The following is a 16,144-nucleotide window of genomic DNA, read 5'->3' on the forward strand; positions in this document are numbered from 1 at the left end:
GGGCGGACTCACCATCGCTGGCGCTCGCTGGCTCACCCGTTGAGCACGCTGCCCACCAGACCGTCCAGGGCGTCGCCGGCGAGCAGGACGACCGCGACGCTGATCGCCACCAGCAGCCCCAGAGCGGCGGCCAGGACGATCATCACCCGGGCGTTGCTGGACCGTTCGGTCGGCGTGTCGGACCAGCCCTGGGCCAGGATGTGCCCGGTCAACGAGCCGGAGGTCTCCACCGCGTTGGCGGGTATCGCGACAGTGGTGAATCCGGCCCCCTCGCCGTTGCCGTAGACGGTGCCGGCCAGGTCGGAGCCGCCGTCGTGCCGCACACCACGGGTGCCGGCCGTAACCCGTCCGGCGGAACCGGCCGGAGGGCCGCTCGGCGGCGCGGTCGTCCGGGAGTTCACGGTGCTGTTCCGGGTCGACGACGGAGCCCCGGCGGTCGACGGCGGCCAGCTCGGCAGCGCTGGCGCGGGAACCACCGGCGGTGCGGAGGCGGCTGGCGTGTGCACGACCGGCGGTGCGGAGGCGGCCGGCGGGGCCCATCCGCCGGCGGACATCGGGCGGGTCGCCCCACCAGTGGGTGACCACCCGGATGGCGGTGCGGAGACCGACGCGGTGGCCCGTACGCCGGGCGTGTCGGTCATCGCCGGTGGCGGCGGAAACGGCGGTGCCGGCATCGGGCCGGGCGGGGCTGGCGGTGCCGGTACCGGCGGACCGGGTGGCGGCAGCGGCGGGCTCGGGACGGGCGGCGACGGCGGGCCGGGAATGGGCGGCACCGGCGAGGGCGGCGGGATGGGCGGGCCCGGAACGGGCGGAACCGGACCGGGCGGCGGCGTTGGGCGGGGGTTCGGCGTCGGCGTCGGCCCGGGCGGGTACGGACCCGGGGCCGGTGCGGGCTCCGGCTCGGGTGGCGGCGGCTGCGTCGGCCCGGGGCCGGGTGGGGCGGGCTCCGGCTCCGGAGTCGAGGGCGTCGGGGCCGGCTCCGGCTCGGTGCCCACCGGCGCGGACCGGTAAACGCCGGGCGTGCTCTCCCGAGGATCCGGGCTGCCCAGGGTGCCGGCCGTGCCCCGGCTGCCGCTCGGAACCGTGGCGCTGGCCCGGGCGGGCGCGGGGGAGCCGTGCCGCTGACCCGGCAATGACACGTCGGCCGAGCCGGCCGGGCTGGCCGAGCCGGTCGCCCGGTAGGTGGTCGCCGTGCTCGGAGCACTGGCCGGCAGGTCGGCCCGGCGCGCCGTGGCGGTCACGACGCTGGCGCGGGCGCGTACCGGTGCGGTGGCCTGAGCAGGGGGCGCGTCGACCACTGCCGGCTCCCCGGCGTCGGTCCCGCCGCTGTCCGCGGCGGCGTCGGTCCCGCCGCTGTCCGCGGCGGCGTCCGTTCCGCCGGGGGCGGCACCGGCGGGTACCTCGGCGGCGGGCGCATCGTCATCGGCGTCGGTCGAGGCGTCCGCGACGACCGGTGCCGTGCTGCTGTCGGCAGACTCGGCGCCACTGGCGATTGAGCTGATGTCGCTGTCGGCCGCCTCGGCATCACTGTCAGCGGAGCGGTCGGCCGGGCTGGCGGCGGTCACCGGGTCGACGGTGTCGGCCGGGCTGGCGTCGCTGTCTGCCGGGCTGGTGCCTGCCGGGCTGGCGGCGGTCACCGGGTCGGCGGTGTCCGGCCCTGGTGGGTCGGCCTGGTCGACCACGGGGTCGACAGTCTCCGCCGGATCTTTCTGCTCGGCCATTTCCGCCCTCCGCGCCATGCTCGCACCCGGACCCGTGACGTCGGGTCGGATGTGCCTGGTTGTCACGGTGCCACAGATCTCCCCGAGCGGACAGCCGGAGCGGGTCGTGGCGGATCAGCCCGCGTCGCTGGGGGTGGCCGTCGCGCTGCGGGTGCCGGTCGCGCTCGTGCTGGCCTTCGGCGTGGTCGTCGGCGTGGTCGTCGGAGACGCACTGTTCGGTGCGCTGGGCGGTGCCGGCGGCAGGGTCGTCGGAGTGTTGCTCGGGGTGTTCGACGGCTTCGGCGTGGTGCTGCCGGTCGGCGTGGGCGTCGGGGTGGTCGTCAAGGTCGGCGTCGGGGTCGGCGTCGGCTTGGTGGTCTTCGTCGGCGTCGGCGTGGGCGTCGGCTTGGTGGTCTTCGTCGGCGTGGGCGTGGGCTTCGGCGGCGTCGGCTTCGGGGGCGAGACGGGCGGGGTCGGATTGGTCACTACCGGTGCCGGCACCGCGCCGATCACCCGGGTGGCGGCGTACAGCCGGGACCAACGGACGACCGAGATCTTGACGACGTCGCCGGTGGTGGGTGCCTGCACCATCTTGCCGTTGCCGATGTACATGCCGACGTGGTGGATCGTCGTCCAGCTGCTGCCCGAGGCGAAGAAGAGCAGGTCGCCGGGGAGCAGCGCGCTCTGCGGAACCGTGCGTCCCCGGGTGGCCGCGTACTGGTCGCGGGAGACCCGGGGCAGGTCGAAGTAGTCGGCACCGGGGGAGCGGTACGCCGCCCACATCAGGCCGGAGCAGTCGAACTGGTTCGGCCCCTCCTCGGACCACTTGTACGGGTCGCCGAGCTGGGCGAGCGCGTACCGGACCGCGGCCAGTGCCCGGGGGTGCGCGGCCATGCCACTGATGCTCTGGTTGGAGACGTAGCCGGCGCCGATCTGCTGCTCGGTGGCTTCCTGCTGGCGTTCGATCTCGATCAGCGCGGCGGCGTTGTCCTTGCGCAGCTTGAGCAGGCTCGCCTCGGCGGCGCGCAGCGCCGTCTCGCCAGTGGTGAACTCCAGCTCGGCGGCGGCGAGCAGGTCCTTGGCCTCGCTGTGCTTCTGGTACGCGGCCTGCTCACCGGCGCGGGCCCGGGACAGCTCCCCGGCCACCCCGGTGGTGCCGCCGTCGACCTTCTCGCCACGGGTGATCGCCTGCAGGCGGCTCAGCCCACGGATGTCCTGGGCGAGGTCGCCCGGCGGGAGCGCGGCGGCCTGCTTGATGGCCTCGGCGGCGGCGGTGTCGGCGGTCTGCTGGGCCCGCAGCAGGGCGTCCTGTGCGGTCGCCAGCGCCTTGCCGGCCGCGTCGAGCTGGGCCTGCGCGTCGACGCGTTTCTGTCGGCTGACCAGCAACGCCTCGCCGAGCGTGCCGACCTGAACCTCGCCGGCGGCGATCGCGGTGGCCAGCGGGCCGCTGCCGATGTTGACCACCGGCGGGACGGGCACGCCGGCGACCGGTGCGCCGCCGGGCAACTGGAGCGAGCCGGTGACCGCCGGGCGGGAGCCGGTGTCCGGCACGGTGGTCGGCACGCCGGGCTCCGCGTACGCGGGGGTGGCCAGCACCGCTGCGGCGATGGCACCGAGCAGGGCGGCCCAGAGCTTCGGACGCAGGACCGGCGAGATCACCGGGCTCCGTCGTCGCTGCCGTCGCCCGCGCCCGCTGTAGACCATGCCGCTCCCCGTCCAACCGCTCGTCGTCGCGCTCGGTGGGCGCGACCGCCGGGACGGTACCAGTGTGTGTGTTCCGCCCCACCTTGTTACTACCGCACCTCGCCACTCATGTCGATGCGTTGTCGGGTTACGGGAGGCTGAGAGTCTGGTGAAGTGGGTCGCTGCCGCCGACCGTGCCGCCGGGCCCGTCGGCGCCGCGACGTACGCTCGATCCGGACCGCAGGTGGAAGGGACGTGCCATGGACGCCGGACTCAAGCGTGAGCTCGAAGCGAAGGTGTACGCCGGTGAGCGGCTGACCCGGGAGGACGGGGTCGCCCTCTACGAGAGCGACGACCTGACCTGGCTGGGGCGGCTGGCGCACCACAAGCGCACCGAGCTGAACGGCGACCGGGTGATGTTCAACGTCAACCGGCACCTCAACCTGACCAACGTCTGTTCGGCGTCGTGTGCGTACTGCTCGTTCCAGCGCAAGCCGGGCGAGAAGGACGCGTACACGATGCGCATCGACGAGGCGGTCCGCAAGGCCAAGGAGATGGAGGACGAGCAGCTCACCGAGCTGCACATCGTCAACGGTCTGCACCCCACGTTGCCCTGGCGTTACTACCCGAAGGTGCTGCGTGAGCTGAAGGCGGCGCTGCCGACCGTCAAGCTCAAGTGCTTCACGGCGACCGAGGTGCAGTGGTTCGAGAAGATCAGCGGCCTGAGCGCCGACGAGATCCTCGACGAGCTGATGGACGCCGGCCTGGAGTCGCTGACCGGTGGCGGCGCGGAGATCTTCGACTGGGAGGTCCGCCAGCACATCGTCGACCACGCCTGCCACTGGGAAGACTGGTCGCGGATCCACGCCCTGGCGCACAGCAAGGGCATGAAGACCCCGGCGACGATGCTGTACGGCCACATCGAGGAGCCCCGCCACCGCGTCGACCACGTGCTGCGGCTGCGCGAGTTGCAGGACGAGACCGGCGGGTTCGCGGTCTTCATCCCGCTGCGCTACCAGCACGACTTCGTCGACTCGGCGGACGGCAAGATCCGTAACCGGATCCAGGCCCGCACCACGATGGCCTCGCCGGCCGAGTCGCTGAAGACGTTCGCCGTCTCCCGGCTGCTCTTCGACAACGTGCCGCACCTGAAGAACTTCTGGGTGATGCACGGGCTGTCGGTGGCTCAGCTGTCGTTGAACTTCGGCGTGGACGACCTGGACGGTTCCGTCGTCGAATACAAGATCACTCACGACGCCGACTCGTACGGCACCCCGAACACCATGCACCGCGACGACCTGCTGCACCTGATCTGGGACGCCGGCTTCCAGCCGGTCGAGCGGGACACCCGCTACAACGTGGTCCGGGAGTACGACAAGGCCCCGTCGCTGGCCGAGCGGCGCGCCGAGCCGCAGCAGGTCTGGGCCTGAGTCGCCACGTACCCTCGCAGTCGATGACCGAGCAACGAGGATCTGAGCAGCAGGGCGGCTTTCCCCGCCGGGACGACCAGGGCCGCATCAGTACCCTGGGCGACCTGCTCGGGGTGTGCCTGGCCGGCCTGGTCATCGGCGTGCTCGCGTTGGTGCTGTTCGAGTGGGGCTTCGCGTCGCTCGGCAGTGGCGAGTTCGGGCACACGAACGGCTGGCTGGCGGTGATCCTGCCGGCCTGGCTGTTCTGGGACGACTTCCGGGCCTGGGAGTTCGGCGCGGCCAGAGTGGCGGCAGCGGTGGTCGCGGCTGCCGTCGGGGTGTTCGCCGGGCTCCTGGTCGCCGGTCTGGGCTCCGGATTGCCGCCGCTGCTCTCCGGCGCGTTGGGGGCGGCCGCGTTCACAGTGGCGTACGCGATCGTCTGGTTCCCGGGCGTCCGCTGGCTGGCCCGGCGGACCGGCTGAGCACTACCGCCCGCCGGGCGGCTCGAACCTTCCGCCGGCAGTGGCGGGCGACGGAGAGAACGGAGTGGTGCAGGTGAGCGCCGCGCTCAAGTACACGCTGGGCCGGATCGGGCTGTTCGTCGCCGTGCTGGCGGGCCTCTGGCTGATCGACATGAACGTGTTCCTGAAGCTGATGCTGGCGTTGGTGTTCTCCGCCGCGCTCTCCTTCTTTCTGCTGCGCGGTTGGCGGGACGAGATGGCCGGGGAGATCGCCGAATCGGCCGAGCGCCGCAAGGCGGAGAAGGAACGCCTCCGCTCCGCCCTGGCCGGCGAAAACCCCCCAAACCCCAATCCCACCGACCCGCCCACCGATTCCCCGCGTTGATCATGAGGTTAGCGGCTACGACACACCGAGTGGCGGCCGCTAACCTCATGATCAACTCCGAAGAGGTGGGTGGCGGGAGGGGTGGGCCTACCAGTTGGTGGAGCCGGGGACCTTGGGCCAGGGCTTTGCGGTGGGCTTGATCAGGTAGGCGATGCCGCCGGAGCCGCCGGAGACGCCACCGCTGGCGTTGGTGCGCTTGGTCCGCAGCCAGATCTGCTCGAACTGCGCCCGCTTGTAGACGTTGCGCACCACGTCGTTGCTGGACGAGGCGGGGTCGTTGACGATGACGTCGCCGTCGGCGGTGAAGCCGACCACCACGAACAGGTGCCCGGAGGTGCCGTAGTTGGCGCCGTCCAGTTCGCTGGCGAGGAAGGACTGGCTGGTCACCACGGGGATGCCGGCGGCGATGAAACGCTCCAGCTCGTCCAGCGAGTGCAGCCGGGTCACCCGACCCTCCAGCCCGGGGAAGCTGGCCGCGTACGCGGTGTTGAACGGCCAGTTGCCCGCGCCGTCGTACGCGTAGTCGTAGGTCATCCGCGCGGCGTGGTTGACCGTCGGGTCGGGGTAGGTGGGGTCGACCCAGGAGGTGTCGGCCGCCGACGGTCCGCGGCCCCAGTACTCGACCACCATCTCGGTCGAGGTGGGCGAGCACCACGCCTCGCCGCCGCCGTCGTACTCGGGGTAGTGCCCGCTGTGCACGTTCTGCGAGTAGCGCGGCACCGGCAGTTCGACGCCCCAGGCGATGTGCCCGGCGCTCGGCGGCACTGTGAACCGGTCCGGCACTGTCGAGCTCATCGCGCCCAGCATCCGGACCACCGGCGCGGCGCTCTGCCCGGGCGCGCGGTAGAGGGTCAGTTTGAGCTGGTACGACCGTAGCAGCACCCCGGCCGCAGCGTCGTCGATGCTGAACGTGTCGGTCCAGATCGTCGACCAGGGGTCGCCCTGTCGGTTGACGCTGGTCCGCTTGATGTCGGTGTCGCCGGACGCCCAGCGGCCCAGCACGTACCACGGGGTCTGGTCGCCGCTGGTGTAGTTGCCCTGCATCTCCACCTGGATCCAGGTGCCGGCCGGGGTTTCCGCGTTCCAGGAGGCGATCAGTTCGGTGGCGTCGAACCCGATCCGGGTCACCGGTGAGGTCCAGGTGCCGTACTCCCAGGTGCGGGTGGCGCCGGTGTGCGGGTCCGCGTACTCGATGGTGCCGGCGGGGCGGGCCAGGGTGACGCCCGCGCGGGCGCCGGGCACGACGCGGGTGCCGGCCCGGCTGCCCCGGTGCCAGTCGGCGGGCCCGGACCAGTCCTGGTAGGTGATCTGCTCGTCGTGGGCGGGGGCGGGCGGGTGTGCCGCCATCGCGGGCGCGGTGGTGGTGAGCAGGGTGAGCGTGGTGACGCCGGCGAGGGCGGCCGCGCGCAGGCGGGATCTGGCCATGGGTGCTCCGCGGTGTCGAGGGGGCATCGTCGCTGGTCAGTTTTCCGCTTGGAGGGAAGTTTCGCCAGACGTTGATAGGTGGAAAATCATTGCCGCCGTGATGATCCTCCTGGGATGCATAAGGCAGCGATCGATATTGATATGACCATGTGACAGGTGGTGAAGTGTCCTTCACCCAGCGGGATCTCCCGCCCTTCGAGGAGGTAGTCCATGGCCCTCCGCACGCCCATCCCCTTCCGCCGTGTCCTGGTGCTCGCTGTCGTCACCGGGCTGGGCATCGTCACCGTCGCCGCCGGCCCGGTCGCCGCCCGACCGGCACCGGACCGCACCGCAGAGTCGGCCGCCGCCAGCTACCGGGTCCTCGGGCCCCGGACCCTCGCCGACCGCAACGCGGTGGCCCGCACCGGAGCCGCCATCGACTACTCCGAACACGGCGTGCTGCACATCTCGGCCACCGCGAGCGAGGCCGCCGCGATCGGCAAGCTCGGCTTCCGGCTCGAACCGCTCGCCCCGCCGCCCAACGCGGAGCGCGGCGCCGGCGAGATCGGCACCCTGGCCTTCCCGCCGGCCGACTCCAACTACCACGACTACGCGGAGCTGACCGCCGTCGTGAACCAGGTGGTCGCCGACCATCCGGCGATCGCTCGCAAGATCAGCATCGGTTCGTCGTACGAGGGCCGCGACCTGATGGCGGTGAAGATCTCCGACAACGTCGGCACCGACGAGAACGAGCCGGAGATCCTGTTCAACTCCCAACAGCACGCCCGTGAGCACCTGACCGTCGAGATGGCGATCTATCTGCTCAACCTCTTCACCGACAGCTACGGCAGCGACTCCCGGATCACCAACATCGTCAACGGCCGGGAGATCTGGATCGTGCCCACCGTCAACCCGGACGGCAGCGAGTACGACATCGCCACCGGGTCGTACCGATCGTGGCGCAAGAACCGCCAGCCCAACAGCGGCTCGTCCAACGTGGGCACCGACCTGAACCGCAACTGGGGCTACAACTGGGGTTGCTGCGGTGGCTCGTCCGGCTCCACCTCGTCGGAGACCTACCGGGGGCCGTCGGCGTTCTCCGCACCCGAGACGCAGGCGCTGCGCAACTTCGTCAACAGCCGGGTGGTCGGCGGCGTGCAGCAGATCAAGGCCAACATCGACTTCCACACGTACTCGCAGCTGGTGCTCTGGCCGTACGGCTACACCACCGCCAACACCGCGACCGGGATGAACGCGGACCAGTACAACACCTTCGCCACCATCGGCCAGCAGATGGCGGCCACCAACAACTACACCCCGGAACAGTCCAGCGACCTCTACATCACCGACGGCGACAGCCTCGACTGGATGTGGGCCACCCACAACATCTGGGCGTACACCTTCGAGATGTACCCGGGCTCCGCCAGCGGCGGCGGCTTCTACCCGCCCGACGAGGTGATCCCCGCACAGACCTCGCGCAACCGGGAGGCGGTGCTGATCCTCAGCGAGTACGCCGACTGCCCGTACCGGGCCATCGGCAAGCAGGCGCAGTACTGCGGCGGTGGTGGCGGCACCACTGTCTGGTCGGACACCTTCGAGACCGCCACCGGCTGGACCATCAACCCGTCCGGCACCGACACCGCCACGGCTGGCGCGTTCGAGCGGGGTGCCGCCCAGGCGACCACGTCCTCCGGGGCCAAGCAGCTCACCCCGTACGCCGGCTCCAACGACCTGGTCACCGGCCGGCTGGCCGGCTCGGCGGCCGGTGACTACGACGTCGACGGCGGCGTGACCAGCGCCCGGTCGCCGGCGGTGACCCTGCCGTCGTCCGGCACGCTGACCCTGTCGCTCGCCTGGTACCTGGCGCACGGCTCGAACGCCTCGTCGGCGGACTACCTGCGGGTGAGCGTGGTGCACAACGGCGGAACGACAGCGCTGCTCACCCAGGCCGGCGCGGCCAGCAACCGCAACGGAAGCTGGGCGGTCGCGAACCTCAACCTCACCCCGTACGCCGGCCAGTCGGTCCGCATCCTCGTCGAAGCGGCTGACGCCTCCGGAGCGAGTCTGGTCGAGGCGGCTGTGGACAACGTCACCATCACGTCCTCCTGATCGGGTGGGGCCCCGTCCCGCCCCCCGGCGGGGCCCCACCACCCGCTCCCGATCCTCCTGATCCGGGACATACCCCTCACCCTGCGGCGGTCCAACCGATCGTCGCGCGCCGATCGATCCTTGATCGATCCGGCACGTCCCGGCGGTGCGCTACCGTCTTACCGACCAGCCCGCAGCGAAGCCGGTGCGAAACCCGGCGCTGTCCCGCAACTGTGATGCCCCACCGGCCGGTGGGGACGAGCCAGGTCGCCTGCGGACCGGTCGCGATACGCGCTCTCGAGGAAGGGCGCCTCGTGGGCGGGCGTACGAAAGTCCCTGTCGGCGAAGCACCACACTCCTCGACCGACAGGAGGCCCCATGAACAGACGTACCCCTCGGCTCTTCGCGGCGACCCTCGCGGTCGCCGCGCTCACCCTCGGCGCCTGCGCCGAGAAGGCCGACGACACACCGAGCACCGGCACCGCAGCCGCCGCCTACCCGGTGACGGTCGGGGCGCTCACCCTCGACAAGCGGCCCGAGAAGATCGTCGTGCTGTCGCCCACCGCCACCGAGATGCTCTTCGCGATCGGTGCCGGCCCGCAGGTGACCGCCGTCGACGACCAGTCGAACTACCCGGCCGACGCGCCCAAGACCGACCTCTCCGCGTTCCAGCCGAACGCCGAGGCGATCGCCGGTAAGAACCCCGACCTGGTGGTGCTCTCCGACGACCGCAACAAGATCGTCGACCAGCTCGGCAAGCTCAAGATCCCGGTGTACCAGACCCCGGCCGCGACCACGCTCGACGACTCGTACCGGCAGATCACCGAGCTGGGCACGCTGACCGGGCACGCCGACCAGGCCACCGACGTGGTCACCCGGATGAAGGACGACATCACCAAGCTGGTCAAGGACCTGCCGCAGCGCGCCGAGAAGCTCACCTACTTCCACGAGCTGGGCCCGGAGCTGTACAGCGCCACCAGCAAGACCTTCATCGGCTCGCTCTACAGCCAGGTCGGCCTGACCAACATCGCCGACCCGGCCGACGCGGACGGCAAGAACTTCGGCTACCCCCAGCTGTCCCAGGAGTTCGTCGTCAAGGCCGACCCGGACTTCGTCTTCCTGGCCGACGCCAAGTGCTGCCAGCAGAACGCCGACACGGTCAAGGCGCGCAGCGGCTGGGCCGGCCTCACCGCGGTCAAGAACAACCAGGTCGTGGCCTTGGACGACGACATCGCCTCGCGCTGGGGCCCGCGGGTCGTGGACCTGCTCCGGGTGATCGTCGACGCGGTCGCCAAGGTGCCCGCGTGACAGTCGTCAGTCGGTGACCGGGCCACTGCCCGCGCCCCGGCCGGCCGGGCCGCTCGCGGTGGCCCGGCCCTCCGGGCCGCTGCCCGTCGCCCGGCCGGCCGGGCTGCGCAAGCGTTGGCTGGTCGCGGGGTTGTTCGCGGTGCTCGTCGCGCTCGTCGCCGGGGTGTCGCTCGGCCCGGTGAGCCTGCCCCCGGGCAGTGTCGCCGCCGAGCTGCTCAACCTCGTTCCCGGGGTGCACCTCGACAGCGGGCTGACCGAGCGGGAGATCGCGATCGTCACCGAGCTGCGCCTGCCCCGAGTGGTGCTGGGTCTGCTCGTCGGCGGTCTGCTCGCCCTCGCCGGTGGTTGCTACCAGGGCGTGTTCCGCAACCCGCTGGCCGACCCGTACCTGCTCGGGGTGGCCGCCGGCGCGGGCCTGGCGGTCACCGCGGCGATCGCGCTCGGCGGCGGCGGCCGGCAGGGCACGCTCTCCGGGCTGCCGATGACCATTCCGTTGGCCGCGTTCGCCGGTTCCCTGCTCGCCGTCACGATGACCTACGTGCTCGGTGCGGCCGGCGGGCGACGCGGGTCACCGGCGATGCTGATCCTGGCCGGGGTGGCGGTCTCCGCGTTCCTCTCCGCCGGGCAGACGTACCTGCTGCAACGAAACGCGGACAGCATCCAGCCGGTCTACTCCTGGCTGCTCGGTCGGCTGGCCACCGCCGGCTGGCACGACGTGCTCCTGGTGCTGCCGTACGCCGCGCTGACCACAGTGGTGGTGCTGCTGCACCGCCGCGAGCTGGACGTCCTCGCGGTCGGCGACGACGAGGCGCGCAGTCTCGGCCTGCACCCGCAACGCACCCGCTACCTGTTGATCGCCGCCGCCTCGCTGGGCACCGCGGCGGCGGTCTCCGCGACCGGGCTGATCGGCTTCGTCGGCATCATCGTGCCGCACACCGTCCGACTGCTCGCCGGCTCCAGCTACCGGGTGATCCTGCCGATGTCACTGCTGTTCGGCGGCGCGTTCCTGGCGCTGACCGACGTGGTGGCCCGGACCGCCGCCGCTCCGTCCGAGGTGCCGATCGGTGTGGTGACCGCCCTGCTGGGCGGCCCGTTCTTCGTCCTCGTGCTGCGGACCGCCCGGCGGGTGCTCACGTGAGCCGCGAGCCCACCGCCGGTGCGCCGGCCGTCGAGGTGCGCGGGCTGCACGTCGACCTCGGTGGCACGCCGATCCTGACCGGCGTCGACCTCACCGTCACCGCCGGCGAGTGGGTCACCGTGATCGGCCCGAACGGCGCCGGCAAGTCGACACTGTTGCGCGCCGTCGGCGGCCTGCTCTCCGCGCCGGGAGCGATCACCCTCTTCGGTACGCCGAGTGCCGCGCTGCGCCGTCGGGACCGGGCCCGGGTGGTGGCCACGGTGGCCCAGTCCCCGGTGGTGCCGTCGGGCATGTCGGTGCTGGACTACGTGCTGCTCGGCCGCACCCCGTACATCCCGACCCTGGGCCGGGAGTCGACCGCCGACGTCGACGCCGTGCACGAGGTGCTGGGGCGGTTGGACCTCACCGGCTTCCACCACCGCGAACTGGCCACCCTCTCCGGCGGCGAACGGCAGCGGGTGTTCCTCGCCCGGGCGCTCGCCCAGGGCGCGACGCTGCTGCTGCTCGACGAACCGACCAGCGCGCTCGACATCGGGCACCAGCAGGACGTGCTCGAAGTCGTCGACCAGCTGCGCCGCGAGCATGGCCTGACCGTCCTGGCCACGATGCACGACCTCTCCCTGGCCGGTGAGTACGCCGACCGGATGGTGATGCTCGCCGGCGGTCGGGTGGTGGCCGCCGGGACCCCGTCCGAGGTGCTGACCGAGGAACTGCTCGCCGCCCACTACCGGGCCAGCGTCCGGGTGGTGCCCGGTGCGCACGGCCCCCTGGTGGTGCCCGTCCGTCCCACCCGCCGGTAGCCGCCCGGCTGCGGCCCTCGGTGTCGAATAGCACCGCAAGATTGTGCTCGAACCTGGAAAGAGTGGTATCCGAGCGTCAGAACACCACGACATCCAGGTTCGAGCACGATCTTGGCGGGAGGCGTCGTCGTCGGCGCGCTGGCGAACAGTTCCGCGCGGGGTCAGGGGCCCAGGTCGATGACGGAGAAGAGGGCCCCCTGGGGGTCGCGCAGGGCGGCGAACCGGCCCGCCGGGATGTCCCGGGGCGGGACCAGGATCGTTCCGCCCAGCTCGGCGGCGCGGGCCGCGGCGGCGTCCGCGTCGGCCACCGCGAAGTACACCGTCCAGTACGCGGGCAGGTCGGCCGGGAAGTCGTCGGCCAGCGGCGGCATCATCCCGGCGACGATCTGCGTCCCCAGCCGCCACCCGGTGTACGTCATGTCGCCCACCGCCTGGTCGTCCGGCTGCCAACCGAACACCAGCTCGTAGAAGACCTTCGCGCCCTCGGGGTCGGGGGTGACCAGCTCGTTCCAGCTCATCGCGCCCGGCACGTTGAACACCTCGGCACCGGCCATGGTCAGCGGCTGCCAGACGCTGAACGTGGCACCGGCCGGGTCGGCGAAGACCGCCATCCAGCCCCTGTCGAAGACCTCGAACGGTGGGACGACGACCTGCCCGCCGGCCCGTTCGACCCGACCGGCGACCAGCTCCGCGTCGTCGGTGGCGAGGTACGTCGACCAGATCGGAACCTGGTCCGGGATCGCGGGCGGGCCCACGCCGGCCACCGGCCTGCCGTTGAGCAGGAAGACCGTGTAGCCGCCCGCCTCAGGCTCCGGGGTGACCTGGCCGGTCCAACCGAACAGCTCCGGATAGAACCGCCGGGCGTCGGTCAGGTCCGGGGTGGCCAGGTCGGCCCAGCAGGGCGTACCCGGCGGGACGGTGCTCACGTCAAGACCCCTCTCGGCCGGGGCGGCCACGGCGGCCCCCTGTCGGAATCCTGGCACCGTCCCGCCGCGCCCCGGGGAGGAAACGGACGAATCTTTAGCTGAACCGGCGACCCTCGTCCCGTCGGTACGCCCAGCCGGCGAGCGCGGCGAGCAGCACCACCCAGACGCCGAGCATGATCAGCGCCAGCGGCTCCACGTCGTAGTCGCCGACCGCCGCCCACATCAACTCGGCAGCGCCCCGGGTGGGCAGGTAGGGCGCGATCGTCTCGATGAACCCGGGCGCCTCGCCCGGCGCGGAGAGCAGGCCGCCGCCGAACGCCAGCGGCAGGAAGATCAGCTGTGCCACCACGATCGCCGCCTTGCTGGGCAGCGAGTAGCCGATGGCGAGCCCCATCAACGTGAACGGCACCGAGATCACCGCCACGGTGCCGAGAGCCAGCAGGAACACCGCCGGGGTGAGCTGGGCCGCGGTCAGCGTCGCGCCGATCACCACGACCGGGATCAGCGAGAGGTAGGTGAGCGCCAGGCCGGCCAGCACCCGGCCGGCGAACCGCGGTGCCGGCCCGGCCGGCAGGGTCCGGGTGTACGGATTCCAGGGCTGGTCGCGGTCCTCGGCGACACCGACGCCGTACTGGAAGATGTTGGCGCTCATCACCGAGAAGGTGACCATCGACGCGGTGGCGTAGGTGGCACCGACCGGGTCGTCACCGGCGAAGGGCACCACGAAGAAGATCATGGCGGCGGCCGGGAAGAAGGCGCTGCCGAAAACGGCCACCGGAATCCGGATGATCTCCAGAAGTTGGTAGCGGGCGTGGACCAGGGCGAGCTGCACTGTCGCCTCCTCAGACGATGGTGGGTCGGCCGCCGGCAGCGGCGGTGATGGGTCGGCCGGTGCTGGTCGGCGCGTCCCCGCTGGGCGTGTCGCCGGTGGTGATGGCGAGGAACGCCTCCTCCAGTGACGTCGGCCGTACCTCCAGGTCGGTGAACGGAACCCGGGCCGTGACCAGCGCTCGGACCAGCTCGTCGGCGTCGGTGGTGAGCAGGTGCAGCCGACCGTCGACCCGTTCGGTGCGAACCACCCCGGGCAGGTCGGGCAGGTCGTCGGCGACCAGGCTGACCCGGCGTACGCCCACGATGCCGCGCACCGCGTCCACCGTGTCGTCGGCGAGCACCCGGCCCTGCCCGATGACCACCACCCGGTGCGCGAGCGCCTCCACCTCCTCCAGGTAGTGGCTGCTCAACAGCACGGTGCCACCGTCGGCGTGGAAGGCCCGGATCGCGTCCCACAGGGTGTGCCGGGCGGCCACGTCCAGGCCGGTGGTCGGTTCGTCGAGCAGCACCAACCGCGGCCGGCCGACGAACGCCAACGCCACCGCCAACCGGCGGCGCTGCCCACCGGAGAGCCCACCGGTCTGTCGTCGGGCGAGGTCGCCCAAACCGAACTGGTCGAGCAGTTCACCGCGGGGCACCGGGTCGGGGTAGTGCGCGGAGACGAAGTCGACGACCTCGCCGACGCGCAGCGTGCCGGGCAGGCCGGTCTCCTGCGGGGTGACTCCGATCTGCCGTCGGCTGGCCGGGTCGCGGGGGTCGCGGCCGTTCAGTTCGACCCGTCCCGAGCTGGGGCGGCGCAGGCCCACCAGCAGGTTGATCAGGGTGCTCTTACCGGCGCCGTTCGGCCCGAGCAGGCCGACCAGCTCACCGGCCCGGACTTCCAGGTCGACGCGATCGAGGGCGAGGACGTCGCCGTACCGGCGGCTGGCCTGTTCGGCGCGGGCGAGGGTCATGGCTGCTCCTTCGACGAGGTGGGGTCGAGCAGGGCGCGGATGGTTTCGGTGTACTCCTCGAACGCCAGCCGGCCGCGTCGGCTGAGCCCGACCAGGGTCGCCGGGGTGCGTCCACGGTGGGTCTTGCTGATCTCCACGTAGCCGGCCTCCTCGAGCTTGCGCAGGTGCACCGAGAGGTTGCCGGCGGTCATCGCGAGCAGCTCCTGCAGGCGGGGGAAAGCGATCTTGTCGCCGACGTTGAGAGTCGAGAGGCTGGCGACCACCCGCAGTCGGGCCTGCGCGTGGATGACCGGATCCAGCTCGGTCACGGCTGCTGTCGCTGTTGCTGTCGCCGCCGGGCGATCGCGCCGGCCACCAGCATTCCGCCGCCGCCGGCCACCGCAACGATGAGCGGGTGCCAGCCCGGCCCGGCGAACGCCCCGACCAGGTTGATCACGCTGATCCAGACGCCCAGCCGGAACAGGTCCTGGTCCAGCCAGACCGCCCCGCCGGCCATGTGCAGCGCGCCGGTCAGCCCGACGGCGGTCGCCGACCAGAGCAGTGCCGCCAGGTCGTGTGGCAGGTGCTCGGAGATCCGGCCGAGCCCCGCGTAGATGCTCACCGATCCGAGGGCCCACGCGTAGCCGTACCACTTCCCACGCCGGGCGGAGTCGCCGCTCACCTGGCCGTAGGCCCGCACGCTGACCACCGCCTGGATCGTTCCGGCGGCCGCGAGCAGCACGAAGAGGACGGTCAGCGGCAGCCAGCTCGGCAGGTCGACAAGCGCACGGTCGCCGGGGGCGAACCGCAGGAAGAACAGCCCGAAGCCAACCAGCCAGGCGACACCCCACGGCCAGTAGAGCAGGCGGGCATCGGGATCGAGCCGGCGTGCCGTCGCCGACCGTTGGTCCTGGATCAGCCGCAGCGCCGCTGCGGCGTCGGTGGGTGGTGAATCATCGTCTAGGTCCACGCAAACTACTTTACGGCACAAAGTCGAGGCCGGATGTCCCCATCACGACAGATGGGGACTTCGGTCGCGGCGAGCAGTGCCTATGGTGAGGAGTCGCGGCGACAGGCTG

General features: G+C 71.8%; 15 protein-coding genes and 1 riboswitch. Of the genes, 7 read left to right on the forward strand and 8 right to left on the reverse strand.

What is annotated here, in order from left to right:
- Positions 1–32 precede the first annotated feature (32 nt).
- Together ACX27O_RS02565 and ACX27O_RS02570 are read right to left on the reverse strand one after the other, a co-directional pair.
- Positions 33–1,721 carry a hypothetical protein gene (locus ACX27O_RS02565; protein ID WP_458938895.1) on the reverse strand — a complete coding sequence of 563 codons (1,689 nt, stop codon included), beginning with the start codon at positions 1,719–1,721 and terminating at the stop codon, positions 33–35.
- A 114-nt stretch (positions 1,722–1,835) separates the two neighbouring features.
- Positions 1,836–3,404 (reverse strand): C40 family peptidase, encoded by a 1,569-nt coding sequence (locus tag ACX27O_RS02570; RefSeq protein ID WP_387220668.1) that lies wholly within the window; start codon positions 3,402–3,404, stop codon positions 1,836–1,838.
- 239 nt (positions 3,405–3,643) lie between these two features.
- Here ACX27O_RS02570 and mqnE point away from each other — a divergent pair, with 239 nt between their 5' ends.
- From mqnE to ACX27O_RS02585, 3 genes are all read left to right on the forward strand, one after another.
- Positions 3,644–4,813 carry an aminofutalosine synthase MqnE gene (mqnE, locus tag ACX27O_RS02575; RefSeq protein WP_030334058.1) on the forward strand — a complete coding sequence of 390 codons (1,170 nt, stop codon included), beginning with the start codon at positions 3,644–3,646 and terminating at the stop codon, positions 4,811–4,813.
- 23 nt (positions 4,814–4,836) lie between these two features.
- A complete protein-coding gene (locus ACX27O_RS02580) occupies positions 4,837–5,274 on the forward strand; it encodes a hypothetical protein (RefSeq protein ID WP_210858379.1) in 438 nt (145 codons plus the stop codon).
- 73 nt (positions 5,275–5,347) lie between these two features.
- Positions 5,348–5,638, forward strand: a complete 291-nt coding sequence (locus tag ACX27O_RS02585; protein WP_210858389.1) for a DUF4229 domain-containing protein — start codon at positions 5,348–5,350, stop codon at positions 5,636–5,638.
- Positions 5,639–5,725: 87 nt separating this feature from the next.
- Here ACX27O_RS02585 and ACX27O_RS02590 read toward each other — a convergent pair whose 3' ends face one another.
- Entirely contained in the window at positions 5,726–7,063 is a 1,338-nt protein-coding gene (locus ACX27O_RS02590; protein WP_210858377.1) for a C39 family peptidase, read from the reverse strand.
- Positions 7,064–7,273: 210 nt separating this feature from the next.
- Between ACX27O_RS02590 and ACX27O_RS02595 the strand changes: the two genes are divergently transcribed.
- The 4 genes from ACX27O_RS02595 to ACX27O_RS02610 all read left to right on the forward strand — a co-directional run bounded on the left by ACX27O_RS02595 (position 7,274) and on the right by ACX27O_RS02610 (position 12,376).
- On the forward strand, positions 7,274–9,151 hold the full coding sequence (locus ACX27O_RS02595; RefSeq protein ID WP_210858375.1) for a M14 family metallopeptidase: 1,878 nt from the start codon (positions 7,274–7,276) through the stop codon (positions 9,149–9,151).
- Between the two features lie 180 nt (positions 9,152–9,331).
- Positions 9,332–9,397: riboswitch (cobalamin riboswitch) on the forward strand.
- Between the two features lie 111 nt (positions 9,398–9,508).
- A complete protein-coding gene (locus tag ACX27O_RS02600) occupies positions 9,509–10,438 on the forward strand; it encodes an ABC transporter substrate-binding protein (protein ID WP_030334066.1) in 930 nt (309 codons plus the stop codon).
- Positions 10,439–10,496: 58 nt separating this feature from the next.
- On the forward strand, positions 10,497–11,576 hold the full coding sequence (locus ACX27O_RS02605; RefSeq protein WP_030334068.1) for a FecCD family ABC transporter permease: 1,080 nt from the start codon (positions 10,497–10,499) through the stop codon (positions 11,574–11,576).
- Positions 11,573–12,376 (forward strand): ABC transporter ATP-binding protein, encoded by an 804-nt coding sequence (locus ACX27O_RS02610; RefSeq protein WP_030334070.1) that lies wholly within the window; start codon positions 11,573–11,575, stop codon positions 12,374–12,376. The genes ACX27O_RS02605 and ACX27O_RS02610 overlap by 4 nt, the downstream gene beginning before the upstream one ends.
- A gap of 161 nt (positions 12,377–12,537) precedes the next feature.
- On the opposite strand, the gene ACX27O_RS02615 is transcribed toward ACX27O_RS02610, so the two are convergent.
- The 5 genes from ACX27O_RS02615 to ACX27O_RS02635 all read right to left on the reverse strand — a co-directional run bounded on the left by ACX27O_RS02615 (position 12,538) and on the right by ACX27O_RS02635 (position 16,035).
- Positions 12,538–13,302, reverse strand: a complete 765-nt coding sequence (locus ACX27O_RS02615; protein WP_357637007.1) for a VOC family protein — start codon at positions 13,300–13,302, stop codon at positions 12,538–12,540.
- A gap of 94 nt (positions 13,303–13,396) precedes the next feature.
- Positions 13,397–14,134, reverse strand: coding sequence for an ABC transporter permease (locus tag ACX27O_RS02620; RefSeq protein WP_387220675.1), 738 nt, complete (start codon positions 14,132–14,134; stop codon positions 13,397–13,399).
- 10 nt (positions 14,135–14,144) lie between these two features.
- Positions 14,145–15,086, reverse strand: coding sequence for an ABC transporter ATP-binding protein (locus ACX27O_RS02625; protein ID WP_458938896.1), 942 nt, complete (start codon positions 15,084–15,086; stop codon positions 14,145–14,147).
- Complete coding sequence (locus tag ACX27O_RS02630) at positions 15,083–15,394, reverse strand: transcriptional regulator (protein ID WP_030334078.1); 312 nt, start codon at positions 15,392–15,394, stop codon at positions 15,083–15,085. The genes ACX27O_RS02625 and ACX27O_RS02630 overlap by 4 nt, the downstream gene beginning before the upstream one ends.
- Complete coding sequence (locus tag ACX27O_RS02635) at positions 15,391–16,035, reverse strand: hypothetical protein (RefSeq protein WP_030334081.1); 645 nt, start codon at positions 16,033–16,035, stop codon at positions 15,391–15,393. The genes ACX27O_RS02630 and ACX27O_RS02635 overlap by 4 nt, the downstream gene beginning before the upstream one ends.
- Positions 16,036–16,144 lie beyond the last annotated feature (109 nt).

This window comes from Micromonospora sp. SD19 (genome assembly GCF_054462275.1).